This is a genomic window from Pseudomonas sp. SM4 (genome assembly GCF_051913165.1).
In the GTDB taxonomy this organism is placed as follows: Bacteria; Pseudomonadota; Gammaproteobacteria; order Pseudomonadales; family Pseudomonadaceae; genus Aquipseudomonas.
The window spans coordinates 1-26,485 of sequence record NZ_JBODOE010000023.1 but is presented as its reverse complement, the minus strand read 5'-3'; the positions used below and the strand labels follow the sequence as shown (position 1 = coordinate 26,485).

Here is a 26,485-nt window from a genome sequence, read left to right as displayed (position 1 = left end):
TCATGGCTGAAGCCGAAAAAACTGTCCGTACGCTGACTGGCCGTGTTGTCAGCGACAAGATGGACAAAACCATCACCGTTCTGATCGAGCGTCGCGTTAAGCACCCGATCTACGGTAAATACGTTAAGCGTTCGACTAAGCTGCACGCGCACGACGAAACCAATCAGTGCCACATCGGCGACAAAGTCACTATTCGTGAAACTCGTCCTTTGGCCAAGACCAAGTCTTGGGCGCTGGTTGATGTTCTCGAACGCGCTGTGGAAGTCTAAGGACTAGGGGTCGGAGAAATTATATGATTCAGACTCAATCCATGCTCGATGTGGCCGATAACAGCGGCGCTCGCCGTGTTATGTGCATCAAGGTGCTGGGTGGCTCCCATCGTCGTTACGCTGGTATCGGTGACATCATCAAAGTTACCGTCAAGGAAGCAATTCCTCGCGGTAAAGTGAAAAAAGGCCAAGTGATGACTGCTGTTGTAGTCCGCACTCGTCACGGCGTACGTCGTGCTGATGGCTCCATTATCCGCTTTGATGGCAACGCTGCTGTTCTTCTGAACAACAAGCAAGAGCCGATCGGCACCCGTATCTTTGGGCCAGTGACCCGTGAACTTCGTACTGAGAAGTTCATGAAGATCGTCTCGCTCGCCCCAGAAGTGCTGTAAGGAGATCCGACATGCAAAAGATTCGTCGTGACGACGAGATCATCGTGATCGCCGGCAAAGACAAAGGTAAGCGCGGTAAGGTGCTTAAGGTTCTTGCTAATAACCGTCTGGTTATCAGCGGTCTGAACCTGGTAAAGCGTCATACCAAGCCTAACCCGATGTCGGGCGTGCAAGGCGGTATCGTCGAAAAAGAAGCTCCACTGGACGCTTCTAACGTCGCCATTTTCAACGGCGAAACCAACAAGGCTGACCGCGTTGGTTTCAAAGTAGAAGACGGCAAGAAAATTCGTGTCTTCAAGTCGACCCAAAAAGCGGTTGATGCTTGAACACTGCTAGGTAGAAGACCATGGCACGACTAAAAGAGATTTACTGGAAGGAAATCGCACCGAAGCTTAAGGAAGAACTTAAGCTTTCGAACGTGATGGAAGTTCCACGCGTTACAAAGATCACCCTGAACATGGGTCTGGGCGAAGCTGTTGGTGACAAGAAAGTCATCGAGCACGCTGTTGCTGACCTGGAAAAGATCACCGGCCAAAAAGTCGTTGTGACCTACGCTCGTAAATCCATCGCTGGCTTTAAAGTCCGTGAAGGATGGCCGATCGGCGTCAAAGTGACTCTGCGCCGTGAGCGTATGTACGAGTTCCTGGATCGTCTGCTGTCGATCTCCCTGCCTCGGGTTCGCGACTTCCGCGGCCTGAATGCCAAGTCCTTCGATGGTCGTGGTAACTACAGCATGGGCGTGAAAGAGCAGATCATTTTCCCGGAAATCGACTACGACAAGATCGATGCTCTCCGCGGTCTGGACATTACCCTGACCACCACTGCCAAGAACGATGATGAAGGCCGCGCTCTGCTGCGTGCTTTCAAATTCCCGTTCCGCAACTGATTGGAGTAGGAAAATGGCCAAGAAGAGCATGAAAAACCGTGAGCTGAAGCGTCAGCTCACTGTTGCCAAGTACGCCACCAAGCGTGCAGCGCTGAAAGCTATCATCGTTGATCTGAACGCAAGTCCAGAAGCACGTTGGGAAGCTACCGTAGCTCTGCAGAAGCAACCACGTGACGCAAGCGCTTCGCGCATGCGTAACCGTTGCCGCCTGACTGGTCGTCCGCACGGCGTTTACCGCAAGTTCGGCCTTGGCCGTAACAAGCTGCGTGAAGCTGCAATGCGTGGTGACGTGCCAGGTCTGGTTAAAGCCAGCTGGTAATTGCTGTCAAAGTCTCGATGCTCGGGTTCGCAAGAACCTGACCATCGGTGGCCTTGAATCTGAATCAAGCCCCTTTTGGGGCTTGATTCATTTCTGGGGTGTGTCTAGAATGACCGGCTCGCCTGAGCCCGTGTTTTTCATGCCCGGAAGTTCTCGGCGACAAGTAGTAGCCGCGAGGCTAATTTTTCTGTACTAGGAGCGTCTAGCCCATGAGTATGCAGGACCCGTTAGCGGACATGCTAACTCGAATCCGTAATGCCCAGATGGCTGAAAAGTCTGTCGTAAGCATGCCGTCTTCCACGTTGAAGGTGGCTGTAGCAAAAGTCCTGAAGGACGAAGGTTACATCGCGGATTTTCAGATCACCACCGACGCTAAGCCGTCGTTGTCCATCGAGCTGAAGTACTTCGAAGGCCGTCCGGTTATCGAAGAAGTGAAGCGCGTTAGTCGTCCAGGCCTGCGTCAGTACAAGTCCGTTGAAGATCTGCCGAAAGTTCGTGGCGGTCTTGGCGTGTCTATCGTCTCCACCAACAAAGGTGTGATGACGGATCGTGCTGCGCGCGCTGCCGGTGTCGGCGGCGAAGTTCTTTGCACTGTGTTCTAAGGGGGGATAAGCATGTCTCGCGTCGCTAAGAACCCCGTTAAGCTGCCAGCCGGTGTCGAAGTAAAATTCGCAGGCCAACAGCTTTCGGTGAAGGGTGCCAAGGGCACTCTCGAACTGAACATCCATTCGTCCGTTGAGATTGTTGAAGAAGCTGGTGAGCTGCGTTTCGCTGCTCGCAATGGCGATCAACAAACTCGCGCAATGGCCGGTACCACGCGTGCGTTGGTAAACAACATGGTCCAAGGCGTAAGCCAAGGCTTCGAGCGTAAGCTCCAGCTGGTCGGTGTTGGTTACAAAGCGCAAGCAAAAGGCACGGTTCTGAACCTTGCCCTTGGCTTCTCGCACCCAGTGGATTACGAACTGCCGGAAGGCATCACCGCTGAGACTCCTAGCCAGACCGATATCCTGATCAAGGGCATCGATAAGCAGCTGGTAGGTCAAGTGGCCGCTGAGATCCGCGACTTCCGTCCACCAGAGCCGTACAAAGGCAAAGGTGTGCGCTACGCGGACGAAGTCGTCCGTCGTAAAGAAGCCAAGAAGAAGTAGGGCATAGCAAATGACCGACAAAAAAGTTACTCGACTGCGTCGCGCTCGCAAAGCACGCCTGAAAATGCACGAACTAGAAGTCGTGCGTCTCTGCGTGTTCCGCTCGTCGCAGCACATCTACGCCCAGGTCATCTCGGCCGACGGCAACAAAGTCCTGGCATCTGCCTCGACTTTGGATAAAGAACTGCGTGATGGCGCCACTGGCAACATCGACGCGGCCACAAAGGTTGGCCAGCTGGTCGCTACGCGTGCTAAGGCCGCTGGCGTCTCGCAAGTGGCTTTCGACCGCTCTGGCTTCAAGTACCACGGCCGCGTTAAAGCGCTGGCTGATGCTGCTCGTGAAGCTGGGCTGGAGTTCTAAGTTATGTCAAATAACGACCAAAAGCGCGACGAAGGCTACATTGAGAAGCTGGTTCAAGTTAACCGCGTAGCCAAAACCGTTAAAGGCGGCCGTATCTTCACTTTCACCGCGTTGACCGTGGTTGGTGATGGTAAAGGGCGTGTTGGCTTCGGCCGTGGCAAGTCGCGTGAAGTGCCTGCTGCGATCCAGAAGGCAATGGAAGCTGCTCGCCGCAACATGATCCAAGTTGACCTGAACGGCACCACTCTGCAGTACGCAATGAAGTCCGGTCACGGCGCTTCGAAGGTGTACATGCAGCCTGCTTCTGAAGGTACCGGTATCATCGCTGGCGGCGCTATGCGTGCTGTCCTCGAAGTTGCTGGCGTTCAGAACGTTCTGGCCAAGTGCTATGGCTCGACTAACCCGGTAAACGTGGTTCACGCCACTTTCAAAGGTTTGAAAGCTATGCAATCTCCTGAATCCATTGCCGCCAAGCGTGGCAAAAGCGTCAAGGAGATCTTCTGATCATGGCTACCGTTAAAGTAACGCTGATCAAAAGCATGACCGGCCGCATCCCTAACCACAAACTGTGCGTTAAGGGTCTGGGTCTGCGTCGCATCGGTCACACTGTAGAAGTCCAGGATACTCCCGAGAATCGCGGGATGATCAACAAGGCTTACTACATGCTGCGTGTCGAGGGTTAATCGATGAAACTCAATGATCTGAGTCCAGCGCCGGGTTCCCGTCGCGAAAAGCATCGTCCGGGCCGTGGTATCGGTAGCGGTTTGGGTAAGACTGGTGGCCGTGGCCACAAAGGTCAAACCTCCCGCTCCGGTGGCACCATTGCTCCAGGCTTTGAAGGCGGTCAACAGCCGCTGCATCGTCGCCTGCCGAAGTTCGGTTTCGTTTCCCTGAAAGCCATGGATCGCGCAGAAGTGCGTCTGTCCGAGTTGGCTAAAGTGGAAGGCGACATCGTCACCGTGCAGTCCCTGAAAGATGCCAACGTGATCAACGTCAACGTACAGCGTGTGAAAATCATGCTGTCCGGTGAAGTGACTCGCGCTGTCACTATCGGCAAGGGAATCGGCGCCACCAAAGGTGCGCGTGCGGCTATCGAAGCAGCTGGCGGCAAGTTCGAGGAATAAATGGCTAAGCAAGGTGCTCTCTCTGCGCTCGGCAAAGGCGGTATGTCTGAACTCTGGGCTCGTCTGCGTTTTCTGTTCCTGGCGATTATCGTCTACCGAATAGGCGCACACATCCCGGTTCCAGGTATCAACCCGGACCGACTCGCAGACCTGTTTCGACAGAATGAGGGGACCATTCTTAGCTTGTTCAACATGTTCTCCGGCGGCGCGCTGGAACGGATGAGCATCTTTGCACTGGGGATCATGCCGTACATTTCGGCATCGATCATCATGCAACTGATGACCGCCGTCAGCCCGCAGCTGGAGCAGTTGAAGAAGGAAGGTGAAGCTGGCCGTCGCAAGATCAGCCAGTACACCCGCTACGGCACCGTCGTTCTCGCTCTCGTTCAGGCTATTGGCATGTCCATTGGTCTGGCGGGGCAGGGCGTTGCGTTCACTGGTGACTTTGGCTTCCATTTCGTTGCGGTATCCACGTTTGTGGCTGGCGCGATGTTCATGATGTGGCTGGGTGAGCAGATTACTGAGCGCGGTGTAGGTAACGGTATCTCGATGTTGATTTTTTCGGGTATCGTCGCCGGTCTTCCGAGAGCAATCGGGCAGTCTTTCGAGTCTGCGCGTCAGGGTGATATCAATATCTTCGCCCTGGTTGCCATCGGTTTGCTGGCAGTAGCGATTATCGGTTTTGTGGTGTTCATTGAGCGTGGTCAGCGTCGTATCGCTGTTCATTACGCCAAGCGTCAGCAGGGCCGCAAGGTTTTTGCTGCGCAGACAAGCCACTTGCCGCTGAAAGTGAACATGGCTGGTGTTATTCCGGCTATTTTCGCGAGCAGCATTTTGCTGTTCCCGGCTTCGCTGGGTGCCTGGTTTGGTCAGTCTGAAGGTATGGGCTGGTTGCAGGACATCTCGCAGTCGATCGCTCCTGGTCAGCCGTTGAATATTCTGCTGTTTAGTGCAGGGATTATTTTCTTCTGCTTCTTCTATACGGCGTTGATGTTCAATCCGAAAGACGTAGCGGAAAACCTGAAGAAGTCCGGTGCCTTTATTCCGGGCATCCGTCCAGGTGAGCAGTCTGCGCGCTACATTGATGGCGTTCTGACTCGCTTGACCATGTTCGGTGCTCTTTACATGACGGCCGTGTGTCTGCTTCCCCAGTTCCTGGTGGTCGCAGCAAACGTACCGTTCTACCTTGGCGGGACCTCGTTGCTGATCGTGGTCGTGGTTGTGATGGACTTCATGTCCCAAGTACAATCGCACCTCGTTTCGCACCAGTACGAATCCCTGATGAAGAAAGCCAACCTGAAGGGCTACGGCAGCGGCATGTTGCGCTGAGTACCCCATAAGGTTCGAGGAGTTGGTGATGAAAGTTCGTGCATCGGTGAAAAAGCTGTGCCGTAACTGCAAGATTATTCGCCGCGAAGGTGTTGTTCGAGTAATTTGCAGCGCGGAACCGCGTCACAAACAGCGCCAAGGCTGAGTGTGATCCGCTTGAAGCCCGGCAGCTAGTGCGCTGCCGGGTTGATTATTTGTTATTACAGCGATATTATCTCGCGCCCTATTTCTTGGCTTCCGGGGCGTAGGTAGCTGTCAATTGGAGTCCCACTGAATGGCCCGTATTGCAGGCGTTAACATTCCAGATAACAAGCACACTGTTATCTCGCTGACCTACATCTATGGTGTTGGTCGCACTACTGCGCAGAAAATTTGCGCAGTGACTGGGGTAAACCCAGCCGCAAAGATCAAAGATCTGAGCGACGAGCAGATTGAGCAGTTGCGTGGCGAAGTGGCGAAGTTCACCACTGAAGGTGACCTGCGTCGCGAAATCAACATGAAAATCAAGCGTTTGATGGACCTCGGTTGCTACCGTGGTCTGCGTCATCGTCGTGGTCTTCCAGTACGCGGTCAGCGTACCAAGACTAACGCGCGTACCCGTAAAGGTCCGCGTAAGCCGATCCGCAAGTAATCGCCCACGCGAATCGACAGGAAATTAATCATGGCAAAACCTGCTGCTCGTCCTCGTAAAAAAGTTAAAAAGACAGTGGTTGATGGCATCGCCCACATCCATGCTTCTTTTAACAACACCATCGTGACCATCACCGACCGTCAAGGTAACGCGCTTTCTTGGGCTACCTCCGGTGGTTCGGGTTTCCGCGGTTCCCGCAAGTCCACCCCGTTTGCTGCTCAAGTAGCTGCTGAACGTGCTGGTCAAGCTGCGCTGGAATATGGCCTGAAAAACCTCGACGTTAACGTCAAAGGTCCAGGTCCAGGTCGTGAGTCTGCTGTCCGTGCATTGAACGGCTGTGGCTATAAGATCGCCAGCATCACCGACGTGACGCCAATCCCGCACAACGGGTGCCGTCCGCCGAAGAAGCGCCGCGTGTAATCCAGGAGATTGTAAAGAATGGCTCGTTACATTGGTCCAAAATGCAAACTCGCTCGTCGCGAGGGCACCGATCTCTTCCTGAAGAGCGGCGTGCGCGCGATCGAATCGAAGTGCAACATTGAAGCAGCACCTGGTATCCACGGCCAACGCCGCGGTCGCCAGTCCGATTACGGCACCCAACTGCGTGAAAAGCAGAAGGTCCGTCGTATCTACGGCGTTCTCGAGCGTCAATTCAGCGGCTACTACAAAGAAGCTGCTGGCAAGAAAGGTGCAACCGGTGAAAACCTGCTGCAACTGCTCGAATGCCGTCTGGACAACGTTGTATACCGTATGGGCTTTGGTTCGACTCGTGCCGAATCCCGTCAGCTGGTATCGCACAAGTCGATCAGCGTTAACGGTCAGACCGTAAACGTTCCGTCGTATCAGGTTCGTGCTGGTGACGTGGTTGCAGTTCGCGAGAAAGCAAAAAACCAACTTCGCATTGTCCAAGCTCTCGATCTGTGTGCCCAACGTGGCCGCGTAGAATGGGTAGAAGTAGACACTGAGAAGAAGTCGGGCGTTTTCAAGAACGTTCCTGCTCGCAGTGATCTGTCCGCCGACATCAACGAAAGCCTGATTGTCGAGCTCTACTCCAAGTAAGGGCTAGAAAATAGGTGCATCCATGCAGATTTCGGTAAATGAGTTCCTGACACCCCGCCATATTGATGTGCAGGTTGTCAGTCCAACCCGCGCCAAGATCACTCTCGAGCCTCTCGAGCGTGGTTTTGGCCACACCCTGGGCAACGCGCTGCGACGCATCCTGTTGTCCTCAATGCCCGGCTGCGCAGTAGTCGAGGCCGAGATTGACGGTGTGCTCCACGAGTACAGCGCCATCGAAGGTGTACAGGAAGACGTAATTGAAATCCTGTTGAACCTTAAAGGTCTGGCCATCAAGCTGCACGGTCGTGACGAAGTTACGCTGACCTTGTCGAAGAAGGGTTCGGGGGTGGTTACCGCTGCCGATATTCAGCTGGATCATGATGTCGAGATCGTTAATCCCGATCACGTAATCGCTAACCTGGCGTCTAACGGCGCCCTGAACATGAAGCTCACCGTAGCTCGTGGTCGTGGTTATGAACCAGCCGACTCGCGTCAGAGCGATGAAGACGAAAGCCGCAGCATCGGTCGCTTGCAGCTTGACTCTTCGTTCAGCCCGGTTCGCCGTATCGCATACGTGGTGGAAAACGCCCGTGTCGAGCAGCGTACCAACCTGGACAAGCTGGTTATTGATCTGGAAACCAACGGTACTCTGGATCCTGAAGAGGCTATTCGCCGCGCTGCAACCATCCTGCAACAGCAGTTGGCTGCGTTCGTCGACCTCAAAGGTGACAGTGAGCCGGTGGTTGTCGAGCAGGAAGACGAGATCGATCCGATCCTGCTTCGCCCGGTTGACGATCTGGAACTGACTGTACGTTCGGCTAACTGCCTTAAGGCGGAAAACATCTACTACATCGGTGACCTGATTCAGCGTACCGAAGTAGAGCTGTTGAAGACTCCGAACCTGGGCAAGAAATCCTTGACTGAAATCAAGGACGTTCTGGCCTCCCGCGGTCTGTCCCTCGGCATGCGCCTCGACAACTGGCCGCCTGCAAGTCTTAAGAAGGACGACAAGGCGACTGCCTGATCGTCGTAATCACCGAACGTAGTGTTTGGTAAGGAATGAACCATGCGTCATCGTAAAAGTGGTCGTCACCTGAGCCGCACCAGCTCGCACCGCAAGGCCATGTTCCAAAACATGGCGGTGTCGCTGTTCGAGCACGAGCTGATCAAAACTACACTGCCGAAAGCCAAAGAACTGCGTCGCGTTGCTGAGCCGCTGATCACTCTGGCCAAGACAGACAGCCTGGCTAACCGCCGTCTGGCTTTCGACCGTACTCGTTCGAAAGCTATCGTTGGTAAGCTCTTCAACGACCTGGGCAAGCGTTACGCTACCCGTGAGGGTGGCTACCTGCGCATCCTCAAGTGCGGTTTCCGCGCTGGCGACAACGCGCCTATGGCGTACGTCGAGTTGGTTGATCGTGCTACTGCTGGCGAAGCTGTATCCGCCGAGTAAGACGTCAGTCTGAAACGAAGAACCGGGCCTAGTGCCCGGTTTTTTGTGTCCGCAAGAAAATGCGCTGTTCGTACAAGTATCTGACCCTGTTCTGTTGTCACTATGCGCTGGGAATCATAATTAGTAATTATCTATCGATGTCTGCAAGTTAATGAATTTGTGGCTGTCACATGGATGATCAATACTTCCCAGCAAGCCGATTAGCCGGCAGTTTCAAGACTGACAGAGGAAGAAGACCGTATGAGCCAGATCAAAACGCTTACGACCGCCAGTGGCGCACCTGTCGCTGATAACCAGAATTCTCGCTCCGCCGGCCCACGTGGCCCGCTGCTGCTCGACGATTTTCACCTCATCGAGAAGCTCGCCCATTTCAACCGTGAAAACATCCCTGAGCGTCGCGTGCACGCCAAGGGCTCGGGCGCATACGGCACGTTTACAGTGACTCGTGACATTACCGAGTACACCAGCGCCAAGCTGTTCGAAACGGTCGGCAAACAAACTCCGACTTTCCTGCGCTTCTCCACAGTGGGTGGCGAGCGCGGCTCTGCCGACACTGAGCGTGATCCGCGCGGCTTTGCGCTGAAGTTCTACACCGAAGAAGGTAACTGGGACATTGTTGGCAACAACACGCCGGTATTCTTTATTCGCGATCCACTGAAATTCCCTGATTTCATCCACACGCAAAAACGTCTGCCGCAAAGCAACCTGAAAAGCGCGCAGATGATGTGGGACTTCTGGTCGCATTCGCCTGAAGCGCTGCACCAGGTGACCATCCTCTTCTCCGATCGCGGTATTCCAGACGGCTACCGTCACATGCACGGCTTCGGCAGCCACACTTACAGCCTGATCAGCGCTCAAGGCGAGCGTCACTGGGTGAAGTGGCACTACAAGACCAAGCAAGGGATCAAGAACCTCGCGCCAGCGGATGCAGCCCGTCTTGCCGGGACCGATCCGGATTACGCCCAGCGCGATTTGTTCGAGGCAATCGAGCGCGGTGACTTCCCGAAATGGCGCGTATGCATTCAGATCATGACTGAAGCCCAGGCGGCAGCGCATTACGAGAATCCGTTCGACGTGACCAAGACCTGGTCGCAGAAGGAATTCCCGCTGATCGAGGTGGGCGAACTGGAATTGAACCGCAACCCGCAGAACTATTTCGCTGAAGTTGAGCAAGCCGCGTTCGGCCCAAGCAACATGGTGCCAGGCGTTGGTCTTTCGCCGGATCGCATGCTGCAAGGTCGCGTATTCGCCTACGCCGATGCGCATCGCTACCGCGTAGGCACCAATCACCAGCAACTGCCGGTGAACGCGCCACGCAGCCCGGTGAATACTTACCAGCGCGACGGTTCGATGGCGTTCGGCAGCAATGGCGGCGCAGCACCGAATTACGAGCCGAACAGCTACATCGAATCGCCGAAACAGGCTCCGCATTACGCTGAGCCGGCGTTGGCCCTGAGCGGTGCGGCTGATCGGTACGATCATCGCGAAGACACCGATTACTACAGCCATGCAGGCGCGCTGTTCCGTTTGATGAGCGACGAGCAGAAATCCTTGCTGGTCAGCAACATCGCCGGTGCGATGGGCGGAGTTTCGACTGATGTGGTCGATCGCCAACTGCAGCATTTTTACAAAGCCGACCCGGCGTATGGAGAAGCAATCGCAAAGCTGCTCAACGTACAGCTTAACGAAGTCTAAACGAGAAGCAGAACCGCCCTCATTTGGGCGGTTTTTGCGTTATTTAGGCTGCTTTTCTCAGAATATCTTCGCTTTTATTGCGCTAAGCGGGTGACCTTCCAGTCAGGTTGGTTCAAACTACAGACTTTCAAGTAGGGAGATGTAGGGCGATGCAAGGCCACCCAGACGTAATCGATTACCTCAACACGTTGCTGACCGGCGAACTGGCCGCGCGTGATCAATATTTCGTTCATTCGCGGATGTATGAGGACTGGGGGTTCACCAAGCTCTACGAGCGAATCAACCACGAGATGGAAGAAGAAGCCGGTCACGCTGATGCATTGATGCGCCGGATTCTGATGCTCGAAGGCACGCCGCGCATGCGCCCGGATGACCTGGATGTCGGCACCAACGTGCCGGAGATGCTCGAAGCGGATCTGCGCCTTGAGTACAAGGTTCGCGCTGCGCTGTGCAAAGGTATCGAACTTTGCGAGCAGCACAAAGACTACGTCAGCCGTGAGATCCTGCGGGTTCAGTTGAATGACACCGAAGAAGATCACACCTACTGGCTCGAAAAGCAGCTAGGCCTGATCAAGCTGATCGGTCTCGAAAACTACCTGCAATCGCACACGTCCTGATTGCTGTAGAGACAAAAAATAGCCCCTGTCACTGTTGAAGTGACAGGGGCTTTTTCATGCCAGGCGTTTACGCCCGATCGCGGATCAGCAACGGCTTGAGGTAATGGCCGGTGTGAGACTGTTTCATCTCGGCCACTTGCTCCGGCGTACCCACGGCAATGATCTGTCCACCCTTGGAACCACCCTCCGGCCCGAGATCCACCAGCCAGTCGGCCGTCTTGATCACGTCGAGGTTGTGTTCGATCACCACCACGGTGTTGCCGTGGTCGCGCAGGCGATGCAGCACATCGAGCAACTGCTGGATATCCGCAAAGTGCAGGCCAGTCGTCGGCTCATCGAGGATGTACAGGGTCTTGCCGGTATCGCGCTTGGACAGCTCGCGGGACAGCTTGACCCGCTGCGCTTCACCGCCGGACAACGTGGTCGCCGACTGCCCGAGCTTGATGTACGACAGGCCGACATCCATCAACGTTTGCAGCTTGCGCGCCAGCGCCGGCACCGCGTCGAAGAACACCCGGGCTTCCTCGATCGTCATTTCGAGAGTTTCGTGGATGTTCTTGCCCTTGTATTTGATCTCAAGGGTTTCGCGGTTGTAGCGCTTGCTCTTGCACACGTCGCACGGCACATAGATGTCCGGCAAGAAATGCATTTCGACCTTGATCAGACCGTCGCCCTGGCACGCCTCGCAGCGACCGCCCTTGACGTTGAACGAGAAACGCCCCGGGCCATAACCACGGGAGCGCGACTCGGGCACGCCGGCAAACAGTTCGCGGATAGGCGTGAACAGCCCGGTGTACGTCGCCGGGTTGGAGCGCGGCGTACGACCGATCGGGCTTTGGTCGATGTCGACAACTTTATCGAGATGTTCCAGGCCCTTGATGCTGTCATGCGCGGCGGCTTCCAGCGTCGTCGCGCCGTTAAGTGCGGTGGCGCTCAGCGGAAACAGGGTGTTGTTGATCAGCGTCGACTTGCCCGAGCCGGACACGCCAGTCACGCAGGTCAGCAGGCCGATCGGGATTTCGAGATCGACATTGCGCAGGTTGTTACCGCGTGCGCCCTTGAGCGACAGGGTCAGCTTTTTGTTGCGTGGCGTACGTTTGGCCGGCACTTCAATCTTCACTCGGCCCGACAGGTATTTACCGGTCAGGGAATCCGGATGCGCCATGACTTCGGCCGGCGTACCTTCGGCAACAATCTGCCCGCCGTGCACACCGGCACCCGGGCCGATATCGACGACATAGTCGGCAAGGCGAATCGCGTCCTCGTCGTGCTCGACCACGATCACCGTATTACCGATGTCGCGTAGGTGCTTGAGCGTGCCAAGCAGCCGATCGTTATCGCGCTGGTGCAAGCCAATGGACGGTTCATCGAGGATGTACAAAACACCGACGAGGCCCGCACCAATCTGGCTGGCCAGACGAATACGTTGTGCTTCACCACCGGACAGCGTGTCGGCGCTGCGATCCAGCGACAGGTAATCGAGACCGACGTTGACGAGGAACTGCAGACGCTCACGGATTTCCTTGAGGATCTTGTCGGCAATTTCACCGCGACGACCAGTCATCTTCAGCTCGCCGAAGTAAACGCAGGCATCGCCGATCGGCAGGTTGGTTACCGCAGGCAGGGTCTTCTCGCCTACCCATACATGTCGCGCTTCACGACGCAAACGCGTACCACGGCAATCCGGGCACGACTGAGTGCTGAGGAACTTGGCCAGCTCTTCGCGCACGCTGGCCGACTCGGTCTCGCGGTAGCGACGCTCCAGGTTTGGCACGATGCCTTCGAACGGGTGCGATCGTTTGACGATATCGCCACGGTCGTTCAGGTATTTGAAGTCGACGTTCTGCGAGCCGCTGCCGTGGAGGATTTGTTTCTGCTGCTCGGCGGTCAGTTCGTTGAACGGTTTTTCCAGGCTGAACTTGTAGTGCGACGCCAGTGAACCGAGCATCTGGAAGTAATAGACGTTGCGCCGGTCCCAGCCGCGTATCGCGCCCTCGGCCAGGGTCAGTTCGCCGTTGACCAGTCGCTTGATGTCGAAGAACTGCTTCACCCCCAGACCATCGCACGTCGGGCAGGCACCGGCCGGGTTGTTGAAGGAGAACAGCTTCGGTTCCAGCTCGCTGATCGCGTGGCCGCAGATCGGGCAGGCGAAGCGCGCGGAGAAAATCATCTCTTCGCCTGGCTCGTCGTCCATCGGCGCAACCAGTGCGATGCCGTCCGCCAGTTTCAGCGCGGTTTCGAACGATTCGGCCAGACGCTGTTGCAGATCGGCGCGAACCTTGAAGCGGTCGACGATCACGTCGATCGAGTGCTTCTTCTGTTTATCCAGTTTCGGCAGCTCGTCGAGCTCGCAGATCCGGCCATTGACCCGGGCGCGGACGAAACCTTGCGCACGCAGCTCTTCGAAAACTGAAAGGTGTTCGCCTTTGCGCTCGCGGATCACCGGCGCCAGCAGCATCAGTTTGCTGCCTTCGGGCTGCGCCAGCACCAGGTCGACCATCTGGCTGACGGTCTGCGCTTCCAGCGGAATGTCGTGATCCGGGCAGCGCGGCGTACCCACGCGTGCATAGAGCAGGCGCAGGTAGTCGTAGATTTCGGTGATGGTGCCGACCGTGGATCGCGGGTTGTGCGAGGTCGACTTTTGTTCGATGGAGATCGCCGGCGACAGGCCTTCGATAGTGTCGACGTCGGGTTTTTCCATCATCGACAGGAACTGGCGTGCATAGGCCGACAGCGATTCGACATAGCGGCGCTGACCTTCGGCGTACAGTGTGTCGAACGCCAGGGACGACTTGCCGGATCCGGACAGGCCGGTGATGACGATCAGTTTGTCCCGTGGCAGGGTCAGGTCGATGTTCTTCAGGTTGTGGGTACGGGCCCCACGTATCAGGATCTTGTCCAAAGTGGCCTCGCTCGGCGGGCGTCGAAAGCGTAAGAGTATACGGGCAAATACTGGATGGATGCACACTATCAAGCGTAGCGTTGTTTGCCCTGAATGAAGAGTGTTTCATCTGTACGCGTCAAAGCGTCGCGATCTACCCCGTCTTTCGATGGGACTGGTAGAATCGCCGCCGGTTCACACGAGGTTTTTCCATGCATGATCCCCACAGCGAACGCATGAGTGGCAGCGAGACCCGCGCAGCGAGCGGTCTGGCCCTGGTGTTCGCCTTCCGTATGCTGGGCATGTTCATGGTGTTGCCGGTCCTGGCAACCTATGGCATGGATCTGGCGGGAGCGACCCCGGCCCTGATCGGGTTGGCCATCGGCGCTTACGGCCTGACCCAGGCGATTTTCCAGATCCCGTTTGGGGTCATTTCCGACCGTATCGGTCGTCGCCCGGTGATTTACCTCGGGCTGATCGTCTTCGCCCTCGGCAGTGTGCTGGCCTCGCAAGCCGATTCGATCTGGGGCGTGATTGCCGGCCGGATCCTGCAAGGTGCCGGCGCGATTTCGGCGGCGGTCATGGCATTACTGTCGGACCTCACCCGCGAGCAACACCGCACCAAAGCCATGGCGATGATCGGCATGACCATTGGCCTGTCGTTCGCCGTGGCCATGGTCGTCGGGCCTTTGCTGACCCGCGCGTTCGGCTTGTCCGGGTTGTTTCTGGCCACCGGTGGCATGGCGTTGGTGGGTATCGTCATCGTGATGTTCATGGTGCCCAAGTCCACTGGTCCGCTGACGCACCGCGAGTCCGGTGTGGCACGTCAGGCCTTGATGCCGACGCTCAAGCATCCTGACTTGTTGCGCCTCGATCTGGGCATCTTTGTGTTACATGCCATGTTGATGTCGAGCTTCGTCGCGCTGCCTCTGGCGCTGGTGGAAAAAGCCGGGCTACCTAAGGAGCAGCACTGGTGGGTCTACCTCACGGCGCTGCTGATTTCGTTCTTCGCCATGATCCCGTTCATCATCTATGGCGAGAAGAAACGCAAAATGAAACGAGTTTTGCTCGGCGCCGTCATGACGTTGATGCTCACTGAGCTATTCTTCTGGCAGTTCGGTGACAGCTTGCGGGCTCTGGTGATCGGTACGGTGGTGTTTTTCACCGCGTTCAATCTGCTGGAGGCTTCATTGCCGTCGCTGATCAGCAAGGTTTCACCGGCGGGCGGGAAGGGCACGGCCATGGGCGTGTATTCCACCAGTCAGTTCCTCGGTTCGGCTCTCGGCGGGATACTCGGCGGCTGGTTGTTTCAGCATGGCGGTCTGTCGGTTGTGTTCCTTGGATGTGCCGGGCTGGCTGCACTTTGGCTGGCCTTTGCTGTTACCATGCGCGAACCTCCCTACGTGACGAGCCTGCGCTTGCCGTTGTCGCCCGAGGCGATCCGCGAAGCGGGTCTGGTCGAGCGCCTCAAGGCCCTCGTAGGGGTAACCGATGCAGTGATAGTTGCTGACGAAGCGGCTGTTTACATCAAACTGGACAAAGAATTAGTGGATCGCGACACCCTCGAACGCCTGGTGAACAACCCGGCCGAGGCTGCTTGCGGCGCTTAGGAGAACGTTATGGCCCGTGGGGTTAACAAAGTCATATTGGTCGGCACTTGCGGCCAGGATCCCGAAGTTCGCTACCTGCCTAACGGTAACGCCGTGACCAACCTGAGTCTGGCAACCAGCGAACAGTGGACCGACAAGCAAACCGGTCAGAAGGTCGAGAAGACCGAGTGGCACCGTGTTTCGATGTTCGGCAAAGTCGCCGAAATCGCCGGTGAATACCTGCGCAAGGGTTCGCAGGTTTACATCGAAGGCAAGTTGCAGACCCGTGAGTGGGAAAAAGACGGTATCAAGCGTTACACCACCGAAATCGTGGTCGACATGCAAGGCACCATGCAACTGCTCGGCGGCCGTCCACAACAGGGCGACCAACAAGGCGGTGGCAACAACTACCAGCAGTCCGCTCCGGCCCCGCGCCAGCAGGCGCCGCGTCCACAGCAGTCGGCTCCACAACAGCGTTCGGCCCCGGCTCCACAGCAGGCCGCACCGCAACCGGCTCCGGATTTCGACAGCTTTGATGACGATATTCCGTTCTAACCTACATAAAAGTAAAGCGTAAAGGTGATTGATTGGCTCGGCGGGTTTAAGTACCTAAATCATTGCCTTACGTGAGTAAGCCAAAGCCCTCTTTGCTGTAAAGCTAAGAGGGCTTTTTTTTGCCCGGTGTAAAGCTACAAATAATTTAACTACACAAGAGAGGAGTGTAGAGATAAAAGTCTACATTACTAAACGTAAAGGAGGAGTGTGCTGTGGATGTGAAAATGGTACGACATCCTTCTGGGTTGAACCTGCCAGATTGTAGCCCTATAGGGTTCTCGGAGGCTTCATGTTTCATTTTAGGATGGATCATGGAACTGAAGCCTGCGTTCGGAACGGCTCTCAAACTCATACGCAACAGAAGGGGGATGAGCCAGGAAGACTTTAGTGTAATCAGCAGCAGGACCTATCTCAGCTCCCTCGAAAGGGGGCTGAAGTGTCCGACAATTGAGAAAGTCGAAGATCTTGCTGCATTTTTGAATGTTCACCCTCTGACCGTTTTGGCTATTGCATACACAATCAAAGACTCTGCAGCTTTGGAAACCCTTATGGATCAGGTGAAAGGGGAGTGTGAATGGATTCTTTCGGAAACTGGCTAAAATTTGGGCGAGTCCACGCTTCGTTGAGCCTGCGCAAGCTTCATAAACGATGATGACTGAAATTGAGCCTTCCTTGCTCAAATTTGGGAGGGTGAGCCACCCCTAGCTCACATTTGAGCAATAACGTTCACGGTTGAGCCATCCCTAGGTCAAATTTGAGCGATAGCGTTCACCCGTGAGCTACCCCTGACTCAAATTCGAGTGATTTCTTCCGTGAAAGCTTTACCCCCACCCGAATTCGGTGTCTGAACCAGTCACTTATGCTTTTCCATTTTTGGGCATGAGTATTGAACTGTTCGTTGGCAGACTATGCATCGAACTGCTCCTACGTACTCATGTGGTCAATAATAGCGTCCATCAGATCCTTTACCGGCTGCACACGAGCCGCGTGTGCTTCTTTCTCTCGGTTATGCCACCCTAGAAAAATACCTTCCAGGCGGCATTTCCACCTGAATGCCCCGTCAGACTCTACGTCCGCTAGCACTTCAAATATTGGTCCTCCGCTTGTCCCACTGAAGCATGGAGGGTTCGCGCGCTTCTTATTGGTATCAATTGCGCGCTTCTTATCGAAGCGGAAGCCCACAGCATTGGAGATGTGCGACTTTGCAGCAGGAGACTCAATTCGTTCAGTGAAGCTCGTTCCATGGGTAACGATTTGGGTCTGGTTAAGACGCGGGTTAAGCCCATTTTTTGAGGCTGGATACCCCACGGCAACCCAAAGCCCGATTGGAACGTAGTGGGTAACAAGGTCGTCAAGAGGTACGAATTTCATTCGTTCGATCTTGGCCTTCATAAACCAAGTCTCAGGCAGAAGGGCTACAGCGATGTCATCTACAATGCACCTGACGATTGGCATGCCGTTTAGCAATGCTCCCTGGCCATTGATATTAAGGCCAAACTGCCGTTTAGGATCTTGCCCCTCGAAGACATGGGCTGCGGACACTAGAAAATAATGGCCTCTTCGGACTGCGAAAAAACTGGATCCGATCAGATCAGCAGCTCCAGTGATTTTGCCGCTTTTGCTGACCTGTTCGATGAACAGCGGCGCCGTGCACCGTCCCCACTTTTTGATCACGTTATCGACGTGTTCCAAGAAATTATTTTCTGTGAAAGGCAAATAAATCGACATGATTTTCCATTTTGAAAGGCAGATTCAGCTTGCTGGCTTGCTCATCGTCGCTTCAGGGCAGGGTGAGGATGATTAGCTGTATTAATATACAGTGAAGGGAAGTGGCCGTTCAACGAGAGGGGGCGTGTTGCAGGTGCGAGCGTGGAGCGCTTCGAGGCGTATAGATCCATAGTCGTCGAGTTCCCGCACTGGCGAAGTCTGCCTCCAGACGCGCCCGAGCCTCCATCCGACAAAACGCTAGGACCGCTCCTCGTGGATAGATTCGGCGAAGCCGTTATCATGGTTTCCTTGGACTCCGTCGACCATCGACGCGAATGGTGTGTTAGCGAGCTGCGTCACTGATTCCCATAGCGTGTACTACAGGTTCGCGCACTACGTAGCATAGGGCTCGTGTTTGCGGAAAACACGACCATCTTTAACAACGGAGTGATCTGGCCAGGTGATACCGGGATTCGGGGCGATTCACTCTATCTGGACGATATCAAACAAGTCTTAAGGCGTTCGCCATTTAGCCTGAGCAAATTCAGCTTGGGAGCACCGTTCTCAAACTGACGATTGTGAGCGTCTTTGCCCCGCGTGTGAGTGCAACATAAAGATCTTTTGGGGTCATGGTGTCCGCCTCTAAAATGATTGCATGTTGGTACTCCAAGCCTTTCACAAGTAGAGTTGTGCCTATGAGCTTCTTATATCGGACAGGTCTGCCAGTATGGCGAAAATCACGCTGGAAATCATTGGCACTTTCCATAAGTGTTTTTTCTGGATTGTCGACGTTGCTCTGTAGGACTTTAATCAATCTGTTAAGAAGGTCTCGGCGGTACGTCGACGTTTCTTTTACTTTTTGGATAGCTTGCAGGAAGGCTAGAAGATGAGCGCTTGTCGCTGAGGAGAGAAATTTATTCGCAATTCTGAGAATTTGGGGGTGCTTGGTGGCTTGAGTAGCCTTTGCAACTTCACCTCGTTTAGTCCCAGTAGTCAATATTCCTTCTACCCCTGTCATACACTTTTTAGTGAACTCAATTGCCAGGATCATTTTTTCGCTTAGTGTTTTTGCCGCTTCGATCTTTTTGACGAATCTAAACAAGTCTTTTCCTTCCACCTCCTCGATGCTAGAGAATTTTCCGGCTAAAGCTTGCGCAAGTTTGTGTGCTCTATTCTTGGACTTTTGATCTCCGGAGTATATTGCAATCACAGAGTCTTCATCGTTCAAAAACTTATACAGGAAATTAAGCCTCTTACGGTCTGCGAAGTCATTTAGGTCCACTGAAATGCGGGTGATACCCCTTGGTAACGGCGCCTGAATTGAAAACTGTTCGTTCGCGCGAAGCCTAGTCCCGATGTTGTCTAGCCATTGACCTAGCTCCGGTGCTTTCGCCAGTTGCCAGCGCCAAGGTATACTCAGCTCCCCCAGCTTTTGATATTGGGGATATATATGTTTTTCCCATTCAACAGGCTGATTGGCAAAATCAAAAATCGCTTGTAGTGGGTCGCCCAATATCCTGCAAGGTAAAACTCTAGCGATCCCTTCGACGAGCATATGCTGCTGTACCGAACAGTCTTGGTACTCATCGACATATAATCCTGAGTAAGAGCTTTCCAATAATTTTTTAATGAACGGCCTGTCCAATAAAGATGCACATGCTATGTAAAGTTTGTCCCAATCTTCGTCGTCGGGGTACTCAACGGACCACTTGGACGTAGCGGGGAAACTAAGGCACATGCGCAGAGCCCAGCTTGCGATGGTATCTACTTGGTAGAGCGATGACGGAACCCCCAACTGCTGCATCTTCTTTTTGAGGGAGCTTACTCCAGCGTAGGTATGTGTTAGGACCAACTGCCGATGGGTAGCGGCACCCACTGCCATGGCTATTAGGTGGGTCTTACCATAACCCGCAGGTGCTATGACATACCCTTTCTTTTGAGTCTCGGCCAGTATCGTGTGCAGATGTTCAGTCATGATCAGCCCACGCGCGAACCTGTAACAGTTTTTTGCCAAGATCGCTTAGCACGAATTTAGCATCGGAAAAAGCGTCAGCAATCACTTCTACCCAGGCCTCGCCACCAGTGACGGACTTGAACCATGCGGAGCTTTTGGCCGCGTCACCTATAGCTTGACGCAACTCCGGTGAGTCTTGCCATTCCATAAGATCCTGGGGCTGGGCAATAGCAAGTTTAGATCGCACGTTATCACGAACAGGATTGCCTGATTCTTCGGCGAGTTTTAAGCTTGCCTTAACGTAGTTCCATGGCAAGTCGAACATTGCTCTTTGCTCCAAGGCTAGCTGCTCTGACCACACCATTACTGATATGCCATTTACTTCTAAGTCATTGCTGTCTTTGTCCGAAAAGTCCTTTGGCGCATCGCCATCAGCGATAACGCAGACCTGATATCCCAATTTTTTAAACGCCATTGCTAGGCCTTTGACCTTGCTAGCTCCCTTGGCGTCAAGAACCGCCGTGCCCAAGTATGAGAAAGCGTCCAAGTCTTGGCCGAGCCAATAGTCGTCCAGACCTCGTAGGAACCCGACCTCAGTGGCCCCCTCGCAAACTACAATTTTCTTCGACAGAAATGCTTCTGCACTCGATCTGATATGTCCCTGAACATTTAGCTCGGATAGTTCTAGGGAGTTTGTGTTCACGACTGTCACCATATCTACCAGACGATGAACGATGTGGAGATCTGAAGTGCTAAGTTCTCTTAATACTGATGGTGAGTGCGTGGTTATAAAGTACTGGCCGGTTTTGTCTTCTTTGATGTATTTAACTAACCGAGCGATCCGGTGTGGCTCAAGACCTATTTCAAGCTCGTCAAAAAGGGTAACGTGATTCTTCTGAAGGTTTTCTTTCTGAATGCCGCACATTAGCATTCGTCTAGAGCCTAACCCTAGTTGCCTCAATGGCATCTCACCGTCATGTAGGCTCAGGCCACCTACTCGGATGTTGATAGAGGCCGTATCCAGATGCGCTTGATAGTTTTGATGGATAGGTACGCCCAGCCCTCTAGCCACGGCTTCAGATTTGGTGGCGGCGGCGTCAAACTTGACCAAGGCGTTTGCTCGTTCACCATCTAATGATCCGCGTGCAGCACGGCTGGCGTCGACTAGGGATTCCGCAAGGTTGTCTGACTCAGTAATTCTGGCCAGAGCGCTACCTGCCCCCCAGGTGAGCTGTTTCTCGCTATATGAGCCTATGATCCCTACGTTGAGCTTCGCCCGGTCTGTCGCCCGGAAATCGACTCCGTCAATGTTACGGTCAGCTTTGATTTTCCACTTTGGCTCCAAATCCCGCCCTACGGTTAGATTAGCGCTCAGTACAATCTCGTCGTTGTCTTCAGGTTCATCATTCAGCTTGGATTTAGCCGCGTCCCAGCCTTGCAAAAGTCCTCCATATTTTTGTATGGACAAAAACTCATTCGGTATCTCTCCGAAAACCACGGTGATGTCTATTGGATCGTTAACGTTGCACAGGTGAAAGTCTGAGTCGTTAAAGGATAGGTTCCATTGAGGATGAAAAATGCAACGTATGCCTTCAAGTATTGTTGTCTTTGCAGAATCTCCTTTCCCGATCAAGCAAACTATTCGTTCATCAGGTACATTCCAATCGAGGAGCTTGATGCCTCGGAAATTTCGAATGACAATTTTCCTAATCTTCACTTCGCCTCCGCTGCGCTTTAATTTCTGTTTTGAGCAGCTTAGCTGAGGTACGAGCCGTCGTAATATCAAAGTGATGCCGAGGTGCCCCTAACGGCTGTACGGTGACGTGGTCACTGGCCCCTGCGTTCACACTGCGCGTCGTGACTTGTGATATCGAGTCATGCAGCGTGAGAGTGAGATCCAAGCTGGATGGCGGTTGCCTGGAGCCTTCCTAAGAGCAGATATGGTCACCGTAGCAAAGGTTCGCGACGAAGCGATCCCTCTTGGGCACCGTGAACCACGTATCCATACGATGTTCCGTTACGGGGAGTGACGTCGAAGGGCATTACGTTAAGACAGATGCGGAGGCTGCCTGGATGGCTATGAAGCTAAATAAGCGGCCTCTAGGCCATGAGGAGGGTAAGGGCCGGTGAACATTCTTTTCGAGCCGGCCCATTGTGTCCGCTTATTCTAAACGAGCGCAATTACCCTGAACCTCAGGACCGTCATGCACTAACGTACAGCTTGTGTCTGTCATCGATGAAATTCTAATGTTCCCAGAAAGCCATCCTGAGACAAGGAGTTGATGACATTTTTTTACTCACCCAGTTCGTTAGCAGATGCCAGAGATGAGCCTCTGGAACTTATTGATAAAAGGCCGCCGATCCGTAGAACTCAATCGATGAGTAATCGTCCTCTTTACGACTAAGCTGTTGGATGAGTTCGAATCCGTCGCCTATCTTGGATGTTAAATCCTCAGCTATCGCGCATGTTGTTTTTCGGACTGAGAGCATTGCAAGCTTATACGCGTCAAAAAATGACGTGCCCTCTGCTATGTGGTATGCGAGGTATGCTCCGAATGCGGCAGCTGGGTAACCTAGTACAGGCCATAGATGAGAGATTGTCGCTTGATCGGCGCAGGCTAAACCTGGTGCCAGTCCGATTTTAGGGAGGTATCCTCTTTCTTCAAAACGCGCTCCGTCGCAAATGTTTAAAAACAGCAGGCGGCGCTCTTCACCAATGGGTGCCTTATTCCAAAGATCTGCCAAAGAAACGGACCTGCCTTCTGCAACGTGCATAGTTACCTTTTTAGGAGACCAGTGATCGTAGGTACCGTGGGATGCGACCCATATCACGTCATAACGATTGTCTCCATAGACAGTGGTGAAATCTCGTTGCGCTGACTCTTCAAAGCAAACTACTTCAACTATGGCTTCAGCTCTTTCAAAGATTTTTTTGATCGCCTCAGCTTCAAGTTCTTCTGTAAGGCTTCCGCCACCGCACCATATCAATACGTTCTTCGGTTTTCTATCGGGTTTTGGGATAGAAAAGGATGAGGCAATCGGCCATGTTTTCCCCCATTCTTTAAGCTGGATCGCCTGCACCGGATTGCACTCATTGTCTAAAATTAACTGATACAATGGCTCCGAATCGAACAAGTAAAGACTTGGGCAATAACCTTTTTTCATTGCGGATTCGTAATCTGTGGAGTCGCCATACATGGGTATCCCAATACGATCCGGAATTCTTAATTCTGAATTATCAGCGTAAGCGATTGACTTTGCCACACCAAGAAATTTGTTACTCGCATGCACTAGATCTTCGAGAAGCGCCTGAGAATCCCGACAAATGAATGTTTTTTCAGAACCCACCACTGACGAGTAGCCGTGCTCTCCAAATGGTATGGAAATATACAGGTGTTTTGCATTGAGACTGAATTCATCTGACGGTAATTGATACCAAAGCCGTAGACCCTGAAGTGTTAGTTCAGTATCGGGGGCGTCAATAGTTTTGACGATGAAAGGCTGTATTGCACCGCTTCGTATGGCTGCATCTCGGAAAAATGCGATCTCTTCCAGCTGCGATTTCAAGTGCCGTTGTACCAAGTCTATCTGACTGAGCAGCGTGGTAGGATCTCCATCTACAGTGCCTGCGTAGACTGTTGATAGCAGTTGTACCTTATGTGCGTCCGCTAGGGAGTCGGCACATTCAGCAAGCGCTTTTTGCGCCCATTCAGATGAAGTTTTGCTTGAATATAAGCCAGCTGATGTAGACAAACCAGAGTACAGCAGAGCGCGAAATTGGTTGGGAAGTGATTCATTTTCAGAGATAGACTCAAGCTGAGGTACGAATGCCTTAGCCAATTCGGGGGCCTCTTTTGCGGCCCAACACGCTAGATTTAATCCAAGAAAAACCTCAGAAAGATGAATATGCTGTGCGGGCGTATTCATTATTTTCTTAAAACTTAAAGTTGCGCTGATCCAAAGATCTCGCGCAATATCATTCATCGCTGTCCGCTCTCGGGCGTAAAAGTAAAATGCCCCAAAAAATTTTATCATTGTGGGCATGAATCTAGGCCAGCTTATGAGTGTTGGGGAGGAATAAAAATCGACTATTCTGCCAATGTGTAGTTCCTTGGTATGACTTTCCACCAAATCTTCAGAAAATGCCCAACCAATCCAGTCTCCCATTTCAGTCAATTCATAACTTTCGTAAGCGTTGTAAAGCGCCTCGGTTGCGAAAATGAATTGGGCAAAGCATGGCATCAGGCGGAGATCAGCTGGCATGTTCTGTTGATGTTCTATCAAAAGAAAAATAATTCGCTGGGCCTCGTTATGAGAGATCGACACGGCCAGACGCGCATCACGAAAAGCGCTGTCCAGAAACTGATGCGAGTTTTTTAAGGCTTGTTCAACTTCCATAATGTCACCTTCCTTTAAAACTGGTAATAAAGATCTGGGCCTGCGGTTATGAGCACCTGCTTTTAGAACGCATACCGCATGAGTACCCGTGTTACTGAAAGGCCATTTGGTGCCAAGCTTCCTTCGGAAGCTAACATTTGCTATTTCATATCGGCCGGAAGTCGGACGGCAAAGTGCTGAGTCTTCCTTAGCGTTCGGGATTCACAGAAACGCACATTGCGGCCTCGGCCAGTGTAGGCAATGCAGGAAGTGGCGGCGGAGTGGCAGGGGTTGCCAGGCGGTGCTTAGCTGCTCGATCTTCCCTGCGCTGTTGTCGTCTCTTCTCGGCTTCGAATTCCTGCATAGGATGTCTAACGAAATGTTGTTCATATGTCTTCAGCAGACCGGCCTCTTTACTAGCCTTTGCTTCGGCGAGAACGTATTCAGCGTCGCGGATCTGAATCACCAGCTTGCTGCTTTCTTCCTGTCTAGCGCTCACGAGGGCTATTGCTTCCTCTGAAAACCTGCCACTAGTCCACAGCTCATAGCGCTGGGTCAGAGTTGCCCAGTCCGAATGAATTTTCGCAGCTCCCCTTAGGACAGGGATTCGCTTATCCAGCCATTTGATCACCTCTTTGTCGTCAAGGGTGCTCGCCGGATGGATACCCTTGCACTCAATGAAGATGACCTCATGATTTTTGCGTACCGCAAGAACGTCGATTTCGGCCTGTTTCCCCATAACGTCCTTCACGATGCGATTCATCTCTTGATCGTAGCCGGCGAACGTAGACCTAGCGATCTGTGCCACTGCAAATTCGAAAAGGCTCCCACGTAAGGAGTAGGACGCCCCCTCTATGCGGGATAGGTCGTTGAAGATTTTATCTAGTGCAGCTGGGCTTTCTATGAGCTTGGCTGTGTCGTTCAGCACATTGCATAAGTTTTTCAACGCAAGAGCTACGTCGTGGCCAAATAGGCTTTCAGTGGTTGCCGGGATGACACCTTCACTTTTTAGCTGCGCAAATGCCTCGGTCTGATAGGCCTCAGCCACGAACACCTGAAGGCATTTGCCGACTTTCGGTAAGCTGCGGAGGGTGACGCATTTGTGCAGGAACGCGCCGATATCGTCAGGTGAGATCCATCCGTTTAGCGCTATATCGCAAACAAAAAAGCCAGGTTTCAAGGCTGTGCTGGTGTAAGTCCGCATTGGATGTAGGTAGGAGGGACCTGCCAGGTCCCAATTGAAAGTGCCGACTTTAGGCAACGATTCGCGATCCTCATCCTCCCTAGTCTCAACTGAATCATAGCTCACCATCCCAAGGTTTCTCGCCCAGTCCTTGACAGCCAGGAGCGTGACCTTCTCTGCGATTAGGCGGCCTTTCATTTTCCCCCACATGGATGGAATGTCCGACAGCTGCTCCCTATCGCATCGCATAATGGAAATCTGTCCAACTGGAAGATCAACTTCCTTCACCAGCCCAGCTTTAATGAGTCGTTCCAGCAGGCTTTCGGCTGAGATGTGTCTTTTCTGCGCGACGGGAGCGCCGCACGCAATGAGGAAATGCGCCCGAGGCATCACGTTGTCGCGCAGTTCTAGCGCCCTCAAAGCCAAGTAATACGCGCTCCGCGTTTTCTTCAGAGCTTCCATCAGGTTGTGGAAAAAGTACGGGGAGCCATAACTTTGTTCTAGATACACAAAGCGAGCCCGGTGCGGAAATACGATTTGGCTCAGTTTGTTAATCCCATCACCGCCGCGTTCAACGCGTTTTCTGGCTGCCGTTGCATTCAAGCCATACCGCTGCTCCAGCAGTTTCGATATGTCACTGCTCAGCATCGGCCCTTCATGTTTTAGGAGATCCACGATAGGGTTGTCGGTCATGATGGGTACCTTAATGTCACACAGCGCTATTTATACTACTCGTAAACAAGTCAACGTCGATCTTTCGCGATTCCGTACGCAGGCCCCGTGAAATAAGGCGCACAGGGCGGCCAAAATGGATTTTCCTCTAAAATGTCACAATGGCTTCGTATTTGCTTTTCGCAGGCGCCACACATACTGGTCTTTTTGTAGTGGTCTAATGAAACCGGACACCCATTTAGGCGAGAATGCTCGCCAGATCGAGGTGTCAGATGACCAAACAA

Annotated in this window: 29 protein-coding genes; 23 read left to right on the top strand and 6 right to left on the bottom strand. The window is 53.4% G+C overall.

What is annotated here, in order from left to right:
• The first annotated feature begins 2 nt into the window (after positions 1-2).
• The 20 genes from rpsQ (at position 3) to bfr (ending at position 11,283) form a co-directional block, all read left to right on the top strand.
• Complete coding sequence (gene rpsQ, locus ACQ4MY_RS28630) at positions 3-269, top strand: 30S ribosomal protein S17 (protein WP_003176419.1); 267 nt, start codon at positions 3-5, stop codon at positions 267-269.
• Between the two features lie 23 nt (positions 270-292).
• On the top strand, positions 293-661 hold the full coding sequence (gene rplN, locus ACQ4MY_RS28625) for a 50S ribosomal protein L14 (RefSeq protein WP_002555479.1): 369 nt from the start codon (positions 293-295) through the stop codon (positions 659-661).
• An 11-nt stretch (positions 662-672) separates the two neighbouring features.
• Positions 673-987, top strand: a complete 315-nt coding sequence (gene rplX, locus ACQ4MY_RS28620; RefSeq protein ID WP_008081905.1) for a 50S ribosomal protein L24 — start codon at positions 673-675, stop codon at positions 985-987.
• A gap of 20 nt (positions 988-1,007) precedes the next feature.
• Entirely contained in the window at positions 1,008-1,547 is a 540-nt protein-coding gene (gene rplE / locus ACQ4MY_RS28615) for a 50S ribosomal protein L5 (protein WP_003176415.1), read from the top strand.
• Between the two features lie 13 nt (positions 1,548-1,560).
• A complete protein-coding gene (gene rpsN / locus ACQ4MY_RS28610; protein WP_003228726.1) occupies positions 1,561-1,866 on the top strand; it encodes a 30S ribosomal protein S14 in 306 nt (101 codons plus the stop codon).
• A gap of 209 nt (positions 1,867-2,075) precedes the next feature.
• On the top strand, positions 2,076-2,468 hold the full coding sequence (gene rpsH / locus ACQ4MY_RS28605) for a 30S ribosomal protein S8 (RefSeq protein ID WP_007918458.1): 393 nt from the start codon (positions 2,076-2,078) through the stop codon (positions 2,466-2,468).
• Between the two features lie 12 nt (positions 2,469-2,480).
• Complete coding sequence (gene rplF, locus ACQ4MY_RS28600; RefSeq protein WP_003176412.1) at positions 2,481-3,014, top strand: 50S ribosomal protein L6; 534 nt, start codon at positions 2,481-2,483, stop codon at positions 3,012-3,014.
• Positions 3,015-3,024: 10 nt separating this feature from the next.
• The gene (gene rplR / locus ACQ4MY_RS28595; RefSeq protein ID WP_003186037.1) at positions 3,025-3,375 is read left to right on the top strand and encodes a 50S ribosomal protein L18; all 351 of its coding nucleotides are present in this window, start codon (positions 3,025-3,027) and stop codon (positions 3,373-3,375) included.
• Between the two features lie 3 nt (positions 3,376-3,378).
• The gene (rpsE, locus tag ACQ4MY_RS28590) at positions 3,379-3,879 is read left to right on the top strand and encodes a 30S ribosomal protein S5 (RefSeq protein ID WP_007943782.1); all 501 of its coding nucleotides are present in this window, start codon (positions 3,379-3,381) and stop codon (positions 3,877-3,879) included.
• A 2-nt stretch (positions 3,880-3,881) separates the two neighbouring features.
• On the top strand, positions 3,882-4,058 hold the full coding sequence (gene rpmD / locus ACQ4MY_RS28585) for a 50S ribosomal protein L30 (protein WP_003176408.1): 177 nt from the start codon (positions 3,882-3,884) through the stop codon (positions 4,056-4,058).
• A gap of 3 nt (positions 4,059-4,061) precedes the next feature.
• Positions 4,062-4,499, top strand: a complete 438-nt coding sequence (rplO, locus tag ACQ4MY_RS28580; RefSeq protein ID WP_003228720.1) for a 50S ribosomal protein L15 — start codon at positions 4,062-4,064, stop codon at positions 4,497-4,499.
• Positions 4,500-5,828 carry a preprotein translocase subunit SecY gene (gene secY, locus ACQ4MY_RS28575; RefSeq protein ID WP_003228718.1) on the top strand — a complete coding sequence of 443 codons (1,329 nt, stop codon included), beginning with the start codon at positions 4,500-4,502 and terminating at the stop codon, positions 5,826-5,828.
• Between the two features lie 28 nt (positions 5,829-5,856).
• Positions 5,857-5,973: a 50S ribosomal protein L36 gene (gene rpmJ / locus ACQ4MY_RS28570; RefSeq protein WP_002555468.1), complete on the top strand. Its 117-nt coding sequence runs from the start codon at positions 5,857-5,859 to the stop codon at positions 5,971-5,973.
• A gap of 129 nt (positions 5,974-6,102) precedes the next feature.
• Positions 6,103-6,459 carry a 30S ribosomal protein S13 gene (gene rpsM, locus ACQ4MY_RS28565; protein WP_003186020.1) on the top strand — a complete coding sequence of 119 codons (357 nt, stop codon included), beginning with the start codon at positions 6,103-6,105 and terminating at the stop codon, positions 6,457-6,459.
• 30 nt (positions 6,460-6,489) lie between these two features.
• Positions 6,490-6,879 (top strand): 30S ribosomal protein S11, encoded by a 390-nt coding sequence (gene rpsK / locus ACQ4MY_RS28560; RefSeq protein WP_002555466.1) that lies wholly within the window; start codon positions 6,490-6,492, stop codon positions 6,877-6,879.
• An 18-nt stretch (positions 6,880-6,897) separates the two neighbouring features.
• On the top strand, positions 6,898-7,518 hold the full coding sequence (gene rpsD, locus ACQ4MY_RS28555; RefSeq protein WP_003176404.1) for a 30S ribosomal protein S4: 621 nt from the start codon (positions 6,898-6,900) through the stop codon (positions 7,516-7,518).
• 22 nt (positions 7,519-7,540) lie between these two features.
• Positions 7,541-8,542: a DNA-directed RNA polymerase subunit alpha gene (locus ACQ4MY_RS28550; RefSeq protein WP_003186012.1), complete on the top strand. Its 1,002-nt coding sequence runs from the start codon at positions 7,541-7,543 to the stop codon at positions 8,540-8,542.
• Between the two features lie 42 nt (positions 8,543-8,584).
• Complete coding sequence (gene rplQ / locus ACQ4MY_RS28545) at positions 8,585-8,971, top strand: 50S ribosomal protein L17 (RefSeq protein WP_003176402.1); 387 nt, start codon at positions 8,585-8,587, stop codon at positions 8,969-8,971.
• Positions 8,972-9,211: 240 nt separating this feature from the next.
• Entirely contained in the window at positions 9,212-10,666 is a 1,455-nt protein-coding gene (locus ACQ4MY_RS28540) for a catalase (protein WP_440097218.1), read from the top strand.
• A 149-nt stretch (positions 10,667-10,815) separates the two neighbouring features.
• Entirely contained in the window at positions 10,816-11,283 is a 468-nt protein-coding gene (gene bfr / locus ACQ4MY_RS28535; protein ID WP_440097216.1) for a bacterioferritin, read from the top strand.
• 67 nt (positions 11,284-11,350) lie between these two features.
• On the opposite strand, the gene uvrA is transcribed toward bfr, so the two are convergent.
• Positions 11,351-14,185 carry an excinuclease ABC subunit UvrA gene (uvrA, locus tag ACQ4MY_RS28530; RefSeq protein WP_008081903.1) on the bottom strand — a complete coding sequence of 945 codons (2,835 nt, stop codon included), beginning with the start codon at positions 14,183-14,185 and terminating at the stop codon, positions 11,351-11,353.
• Positions 14,186-14,376: 191 nt separating this feature from the next.
• On the opposite strand from uvrA, the gene ACQ4MY_RS28525 reads away from it, so the two are divergent.
• The 3 genes from ACQ4MY_RS28525 (at position 14,377) to ACQ4MY_RS28515 (ending at position 16,907) form a co-directional block, all read left to right on the top strand.
• Positions 14,377-15,774: an MFS transporter gene (locus tag ACQ4MY_RS28525; RefSeq protein ID WP_008081902.1), complete on the top strand. Its 1,398-nt coding sequence runs from the start codon at positions 14,377-14,379 to the stop codon at positions 15,772-15,774.
• Positions 15,775-15,783: 9 nt separating this feature from the next.
• Positions 15,784-16,308 carry a single-stranded DNA-binding protein gene (locus ACQ4MY_RS28520; RefSeq protein ID WP_008081898.1) on the top strand — a complete coding sequence of 175 codons (525 nt, stop codon included), beginning with the start codon at positions 15,784-15,786 and terminating at the stop codon, positions 16,306-16,308.
• Between the two features lie 311 nt (positions 16,309-16,619).
• A complete protein-coding gene (locus tag ACQ4MY_RS28515) occupies positions 16,620-16,907 on the top strand; it encodes a helix-turn-helix domain-containing protein (RefSeq protein WP_124420951.1) in 288 nt (95 codons plus the stop codon).
• Positions 16,908-17,232: 325 nt separating this feature from the next.
• Here ACQ4MY_RS28515 and ACQ4MY_RS28510 read toward each other — a convergent pair whose 3' ends face one another.
• The 5 genes from ACQ4MY_RS28510 to ACQ4MY_RS28490 form a co-directional block, all read right to left on the bottom strand.
• Positions 17,233-18,036 carry a hypothetical protein gene (locus ACQ4MY_RS28510; protein ID WP_124420950.1) on the bottom strand — a complete coding sequence of 268 codons (804 nt, stop codon included), beginning with the start codon at positions 18,034-18,036 and terminating at the stop codon, positions 17,233-17,235.
• 523 nt (positions 18,037-18,559) lie between these two features.
• Complete coding sequence (locus tag ACQ4MY_RS28505) at positions 18,560-19,990, bottom strand: UvrD-helicase domain-containing protein (protein ID WP_440097212.1); 1,431 nt, start codon at positions 19,988-19,990, stop codon at positions 18,560-18,562.
• The gene (locus ACQ4MY_RS28500) at positions 19,983-21,686 is read right to left on the bottom strand and encodes an ATP-dependent nuclease (RefSeq protein WP_440097210.1); all 1,704 of its coding nucleotides are present in this window, start codon (positions 21,684-21,686) and stop codon (positions 19,983-19,985) included. The genes ACQ4MY_RS28505 and ACQ4MY_RS28500 overlap by 8 nt, the downstream gene beginning before the upstream one ends.
• Before the next feature lie 623 nt (positions 21,687-22,309).
• Positions 22,310-24,367: a hypothetical protein gene (locus ACQ4MY_RS28495; RefSeq protein WP_440097209.1), complete on the bottom strand. Its 2,058-nt coding sequence runs from the start codon at positions 24,365-24,367 to the stop codon at positions 22,310-22,312.
• A 187-nt stretch (positions 24,368-24,554) separates the two neighbouring features.
• Entirely contained in the window at positions 24,555-26,222 is a 1,668-nt protein-coding gene (locus tag ACQ4MY_RS28490) for a hypothetical protein (protein ID WP_440097207.1), read from the bottom strand.
• Positions 26,223-26,485 lie beyond the last annotated feature (263 nt).

What these genes read in the sequence shown, in the direction of transcription:
- ACQ4MY_RS28525 (WP_008081902.1), top strand. Translation starts at nt 14,377, where the DNA reads ATGCATGATCCCCACAGCGAACGCATGAGTGGCAGCGAGACCCGCGCA.
- rpsM (WP_003186020.1), top strand. Translation starts at nt 6,103, where the DNA reads ATGGCCCGTATTGCAGGCGTTAACATTCCAGATAACAAGCACACTGTT.
- rplE (WP_003176415.1), top strand. Translation starts at nt 1,008, where the DNA reads ATGGCACGACTAAAAGAGATTTACTGGAAGGAAATCGCACCGAAGCTT.
- ACQ4MY_RS28550 (WP_003186012.1), top strand. Translation starts at nt 7,541, where the DNA reads ATGCAGATTTCGGTAAATGAGTTCCTGACACCCCGCCATATTGATGTG.
- rpsD (WP_003176404.1), top strand. Translation starts at nt 6,898, where the DNA reads ATGGCTCGTTACATTGGTCCAAAATGCAAACTCGCTCGTCGCGAGGGC.
- rplF (WP_003176412.1), top strand. Translation starts at nt 2,481, where the DNA reads ATGTCTCGCGTCGCTAAGAACCCCGTTAAGCTGCCAGCCGGTGTCGAA.
- rpmD (WP_003176408.1), top strand. Translation starts at nt 3,882, where the DNA reads ATGGCTACCGTTAAAGTAACGCTGATCAAAAGCATGACCGGCCGCATC.
- rpmJ (WP_002555468.1), top strand. Translation starts at nt 5,857, where the DNA reads ATGAAAGTTCGTGCATCGGTGAAAAAGCTGTGCCGTAACTGCAAGATT.
- ACQ4MY_RS28510 (WP_124420950.1), bottom strand. Translation starts at nt 18,036, where the DNA reads ATGTCGATTTATTTGCCTTTCACAGAAAATAATTTCTTGGAACACGTC.
- rplX (WP_008081905.1), top strand. Translation starts at nt 673, where the DNA reads ATGCAAAAGATTCGTCGTGACGACGAGATCATCGTGATCGCCGGCAAA.
- bfr (WP_440097216.1), top strand. Translation starts at nt 10,816, where the DNA reads ATGCAAGGCCACCCAGACGTAATCGATTACCTCAACACGTTGCTGACC.
- rplN (WP_002555479.1), top strand. Translation starts at nt 293, where the DNA reads ATGATTCAGACTCAATCCATGCTCGATGTGGCCGATAACAGCGGCGCT.
- secY (WP_003228718.1), top strand. Translation starts at nt 4,500, where the DNA reads ATGGCTAAGCAAGGTGCTCTCTCTGCGCTCGGCAAAGGCGGTATGTCT.
- ACQ4MY_RS28490 (WP_440097207.1), bottom strand. Translation starts at nt 26,222, where the DNA reads ATGACCGACAACCCTATCGTGGATCTCCTAAAACATGAAGGGCCGATG.
- rpsK (WP_002555466.1), top strand. Translation starts at nt 6,490, where the DNA reads ATGGCAAAACCTGCTGCTCGTCCTCGTAAAAAAGTTAAAAAGACAGTG.
- ACQ4MY_RS28505 (WP_440097212.1), bottom strand. Translation starts at nt 19,990, where the DNA reads ATGACTGAACATCTGCACACGATACTGGCCGAGACTCAAAAGAAAGGG.
- rpsH (WP_007918458.1), top strand. Translation starts at nt 2,076, where the DNA reads ATGAGTATGCAGGACCCGTTAGCGGACATGCTAACTCGAATCCGTAAT.
- ACQ4MY_RS28515 (WP_124420951.1), top strand. Translation starts at nt 16,620, where the DNA reads ATGGAACTGAAGCCTGCGTTCGGAACGGCTCTCAAACTCATACGCAAC.
- rplO (WP_003228720.1), top strand. Translation starts at nt 4,062, where the DNA reads ATGAAACTCAATGATCTGAGTCCAGCGCCGGGTTCCCGTCGCGAAAAG.
- rpsE (WP_007943782.1), top strand. Translation starts at nt 3,379, where the DNA reads ATGTCAAATAACGACCAAAAGCGCGACGAAGGCTACATTGAGAAGCTG.
- rpsN (WP_003228726.1), top strand. Translation starts at nt 1,561, where the DNA reads ATGGCCAAGAAGAGCATGAAAAACCGTGAGCTGAAGCGTCAGCTCACT.
- ACQ4MY_RS28540 (WP_440097218.1), top strand. Translation starts at nt 9,212, where the DNA reads ATGAGCCAGATCAAAACGCTTACGACCGCCAGTGGCGCACCTGTCGCT.
- ACQ4MY_RS28520 (WP_008081898.1), top strand. Translation starts at nt 15,784, where the DNA reads ATGGCCCGTGGGGTTAACAAAGTCATATTGGTCGGCACTTGCGGCCAG.
- ACQ4MY_RS28495 (WP_440097209.1), bottom strand. Translation starts at nt 24,367, where the DNA reads ATGGAAGTTGAACAAGCCTTAAAAAACTCGCATCAGTTTCTGGACAGC.
- rplQ (WP_003176402.1), top strand. Translation starts at nt 8,585, where the DNA reads ATGCGTCATCGTAAAAGTGGTCGTCACCTGAGCCGCACCAGCTCGCAC.
- rplR (WP_003186037.1), top strand. Translation starts at nt 3,025, where the DNA reads ATGACCGACAAAAAAGTTACTCGACTGCGTCGCGCTCGCAAAGCACGC.
- rpsQ (WP_003176419.1), top strand. Translation starts at nt 3, where the DNA reads ATGGCTGAAGCCGAAAAAACTGTCCGTACGCTGACTGGCCGTGTTGTC.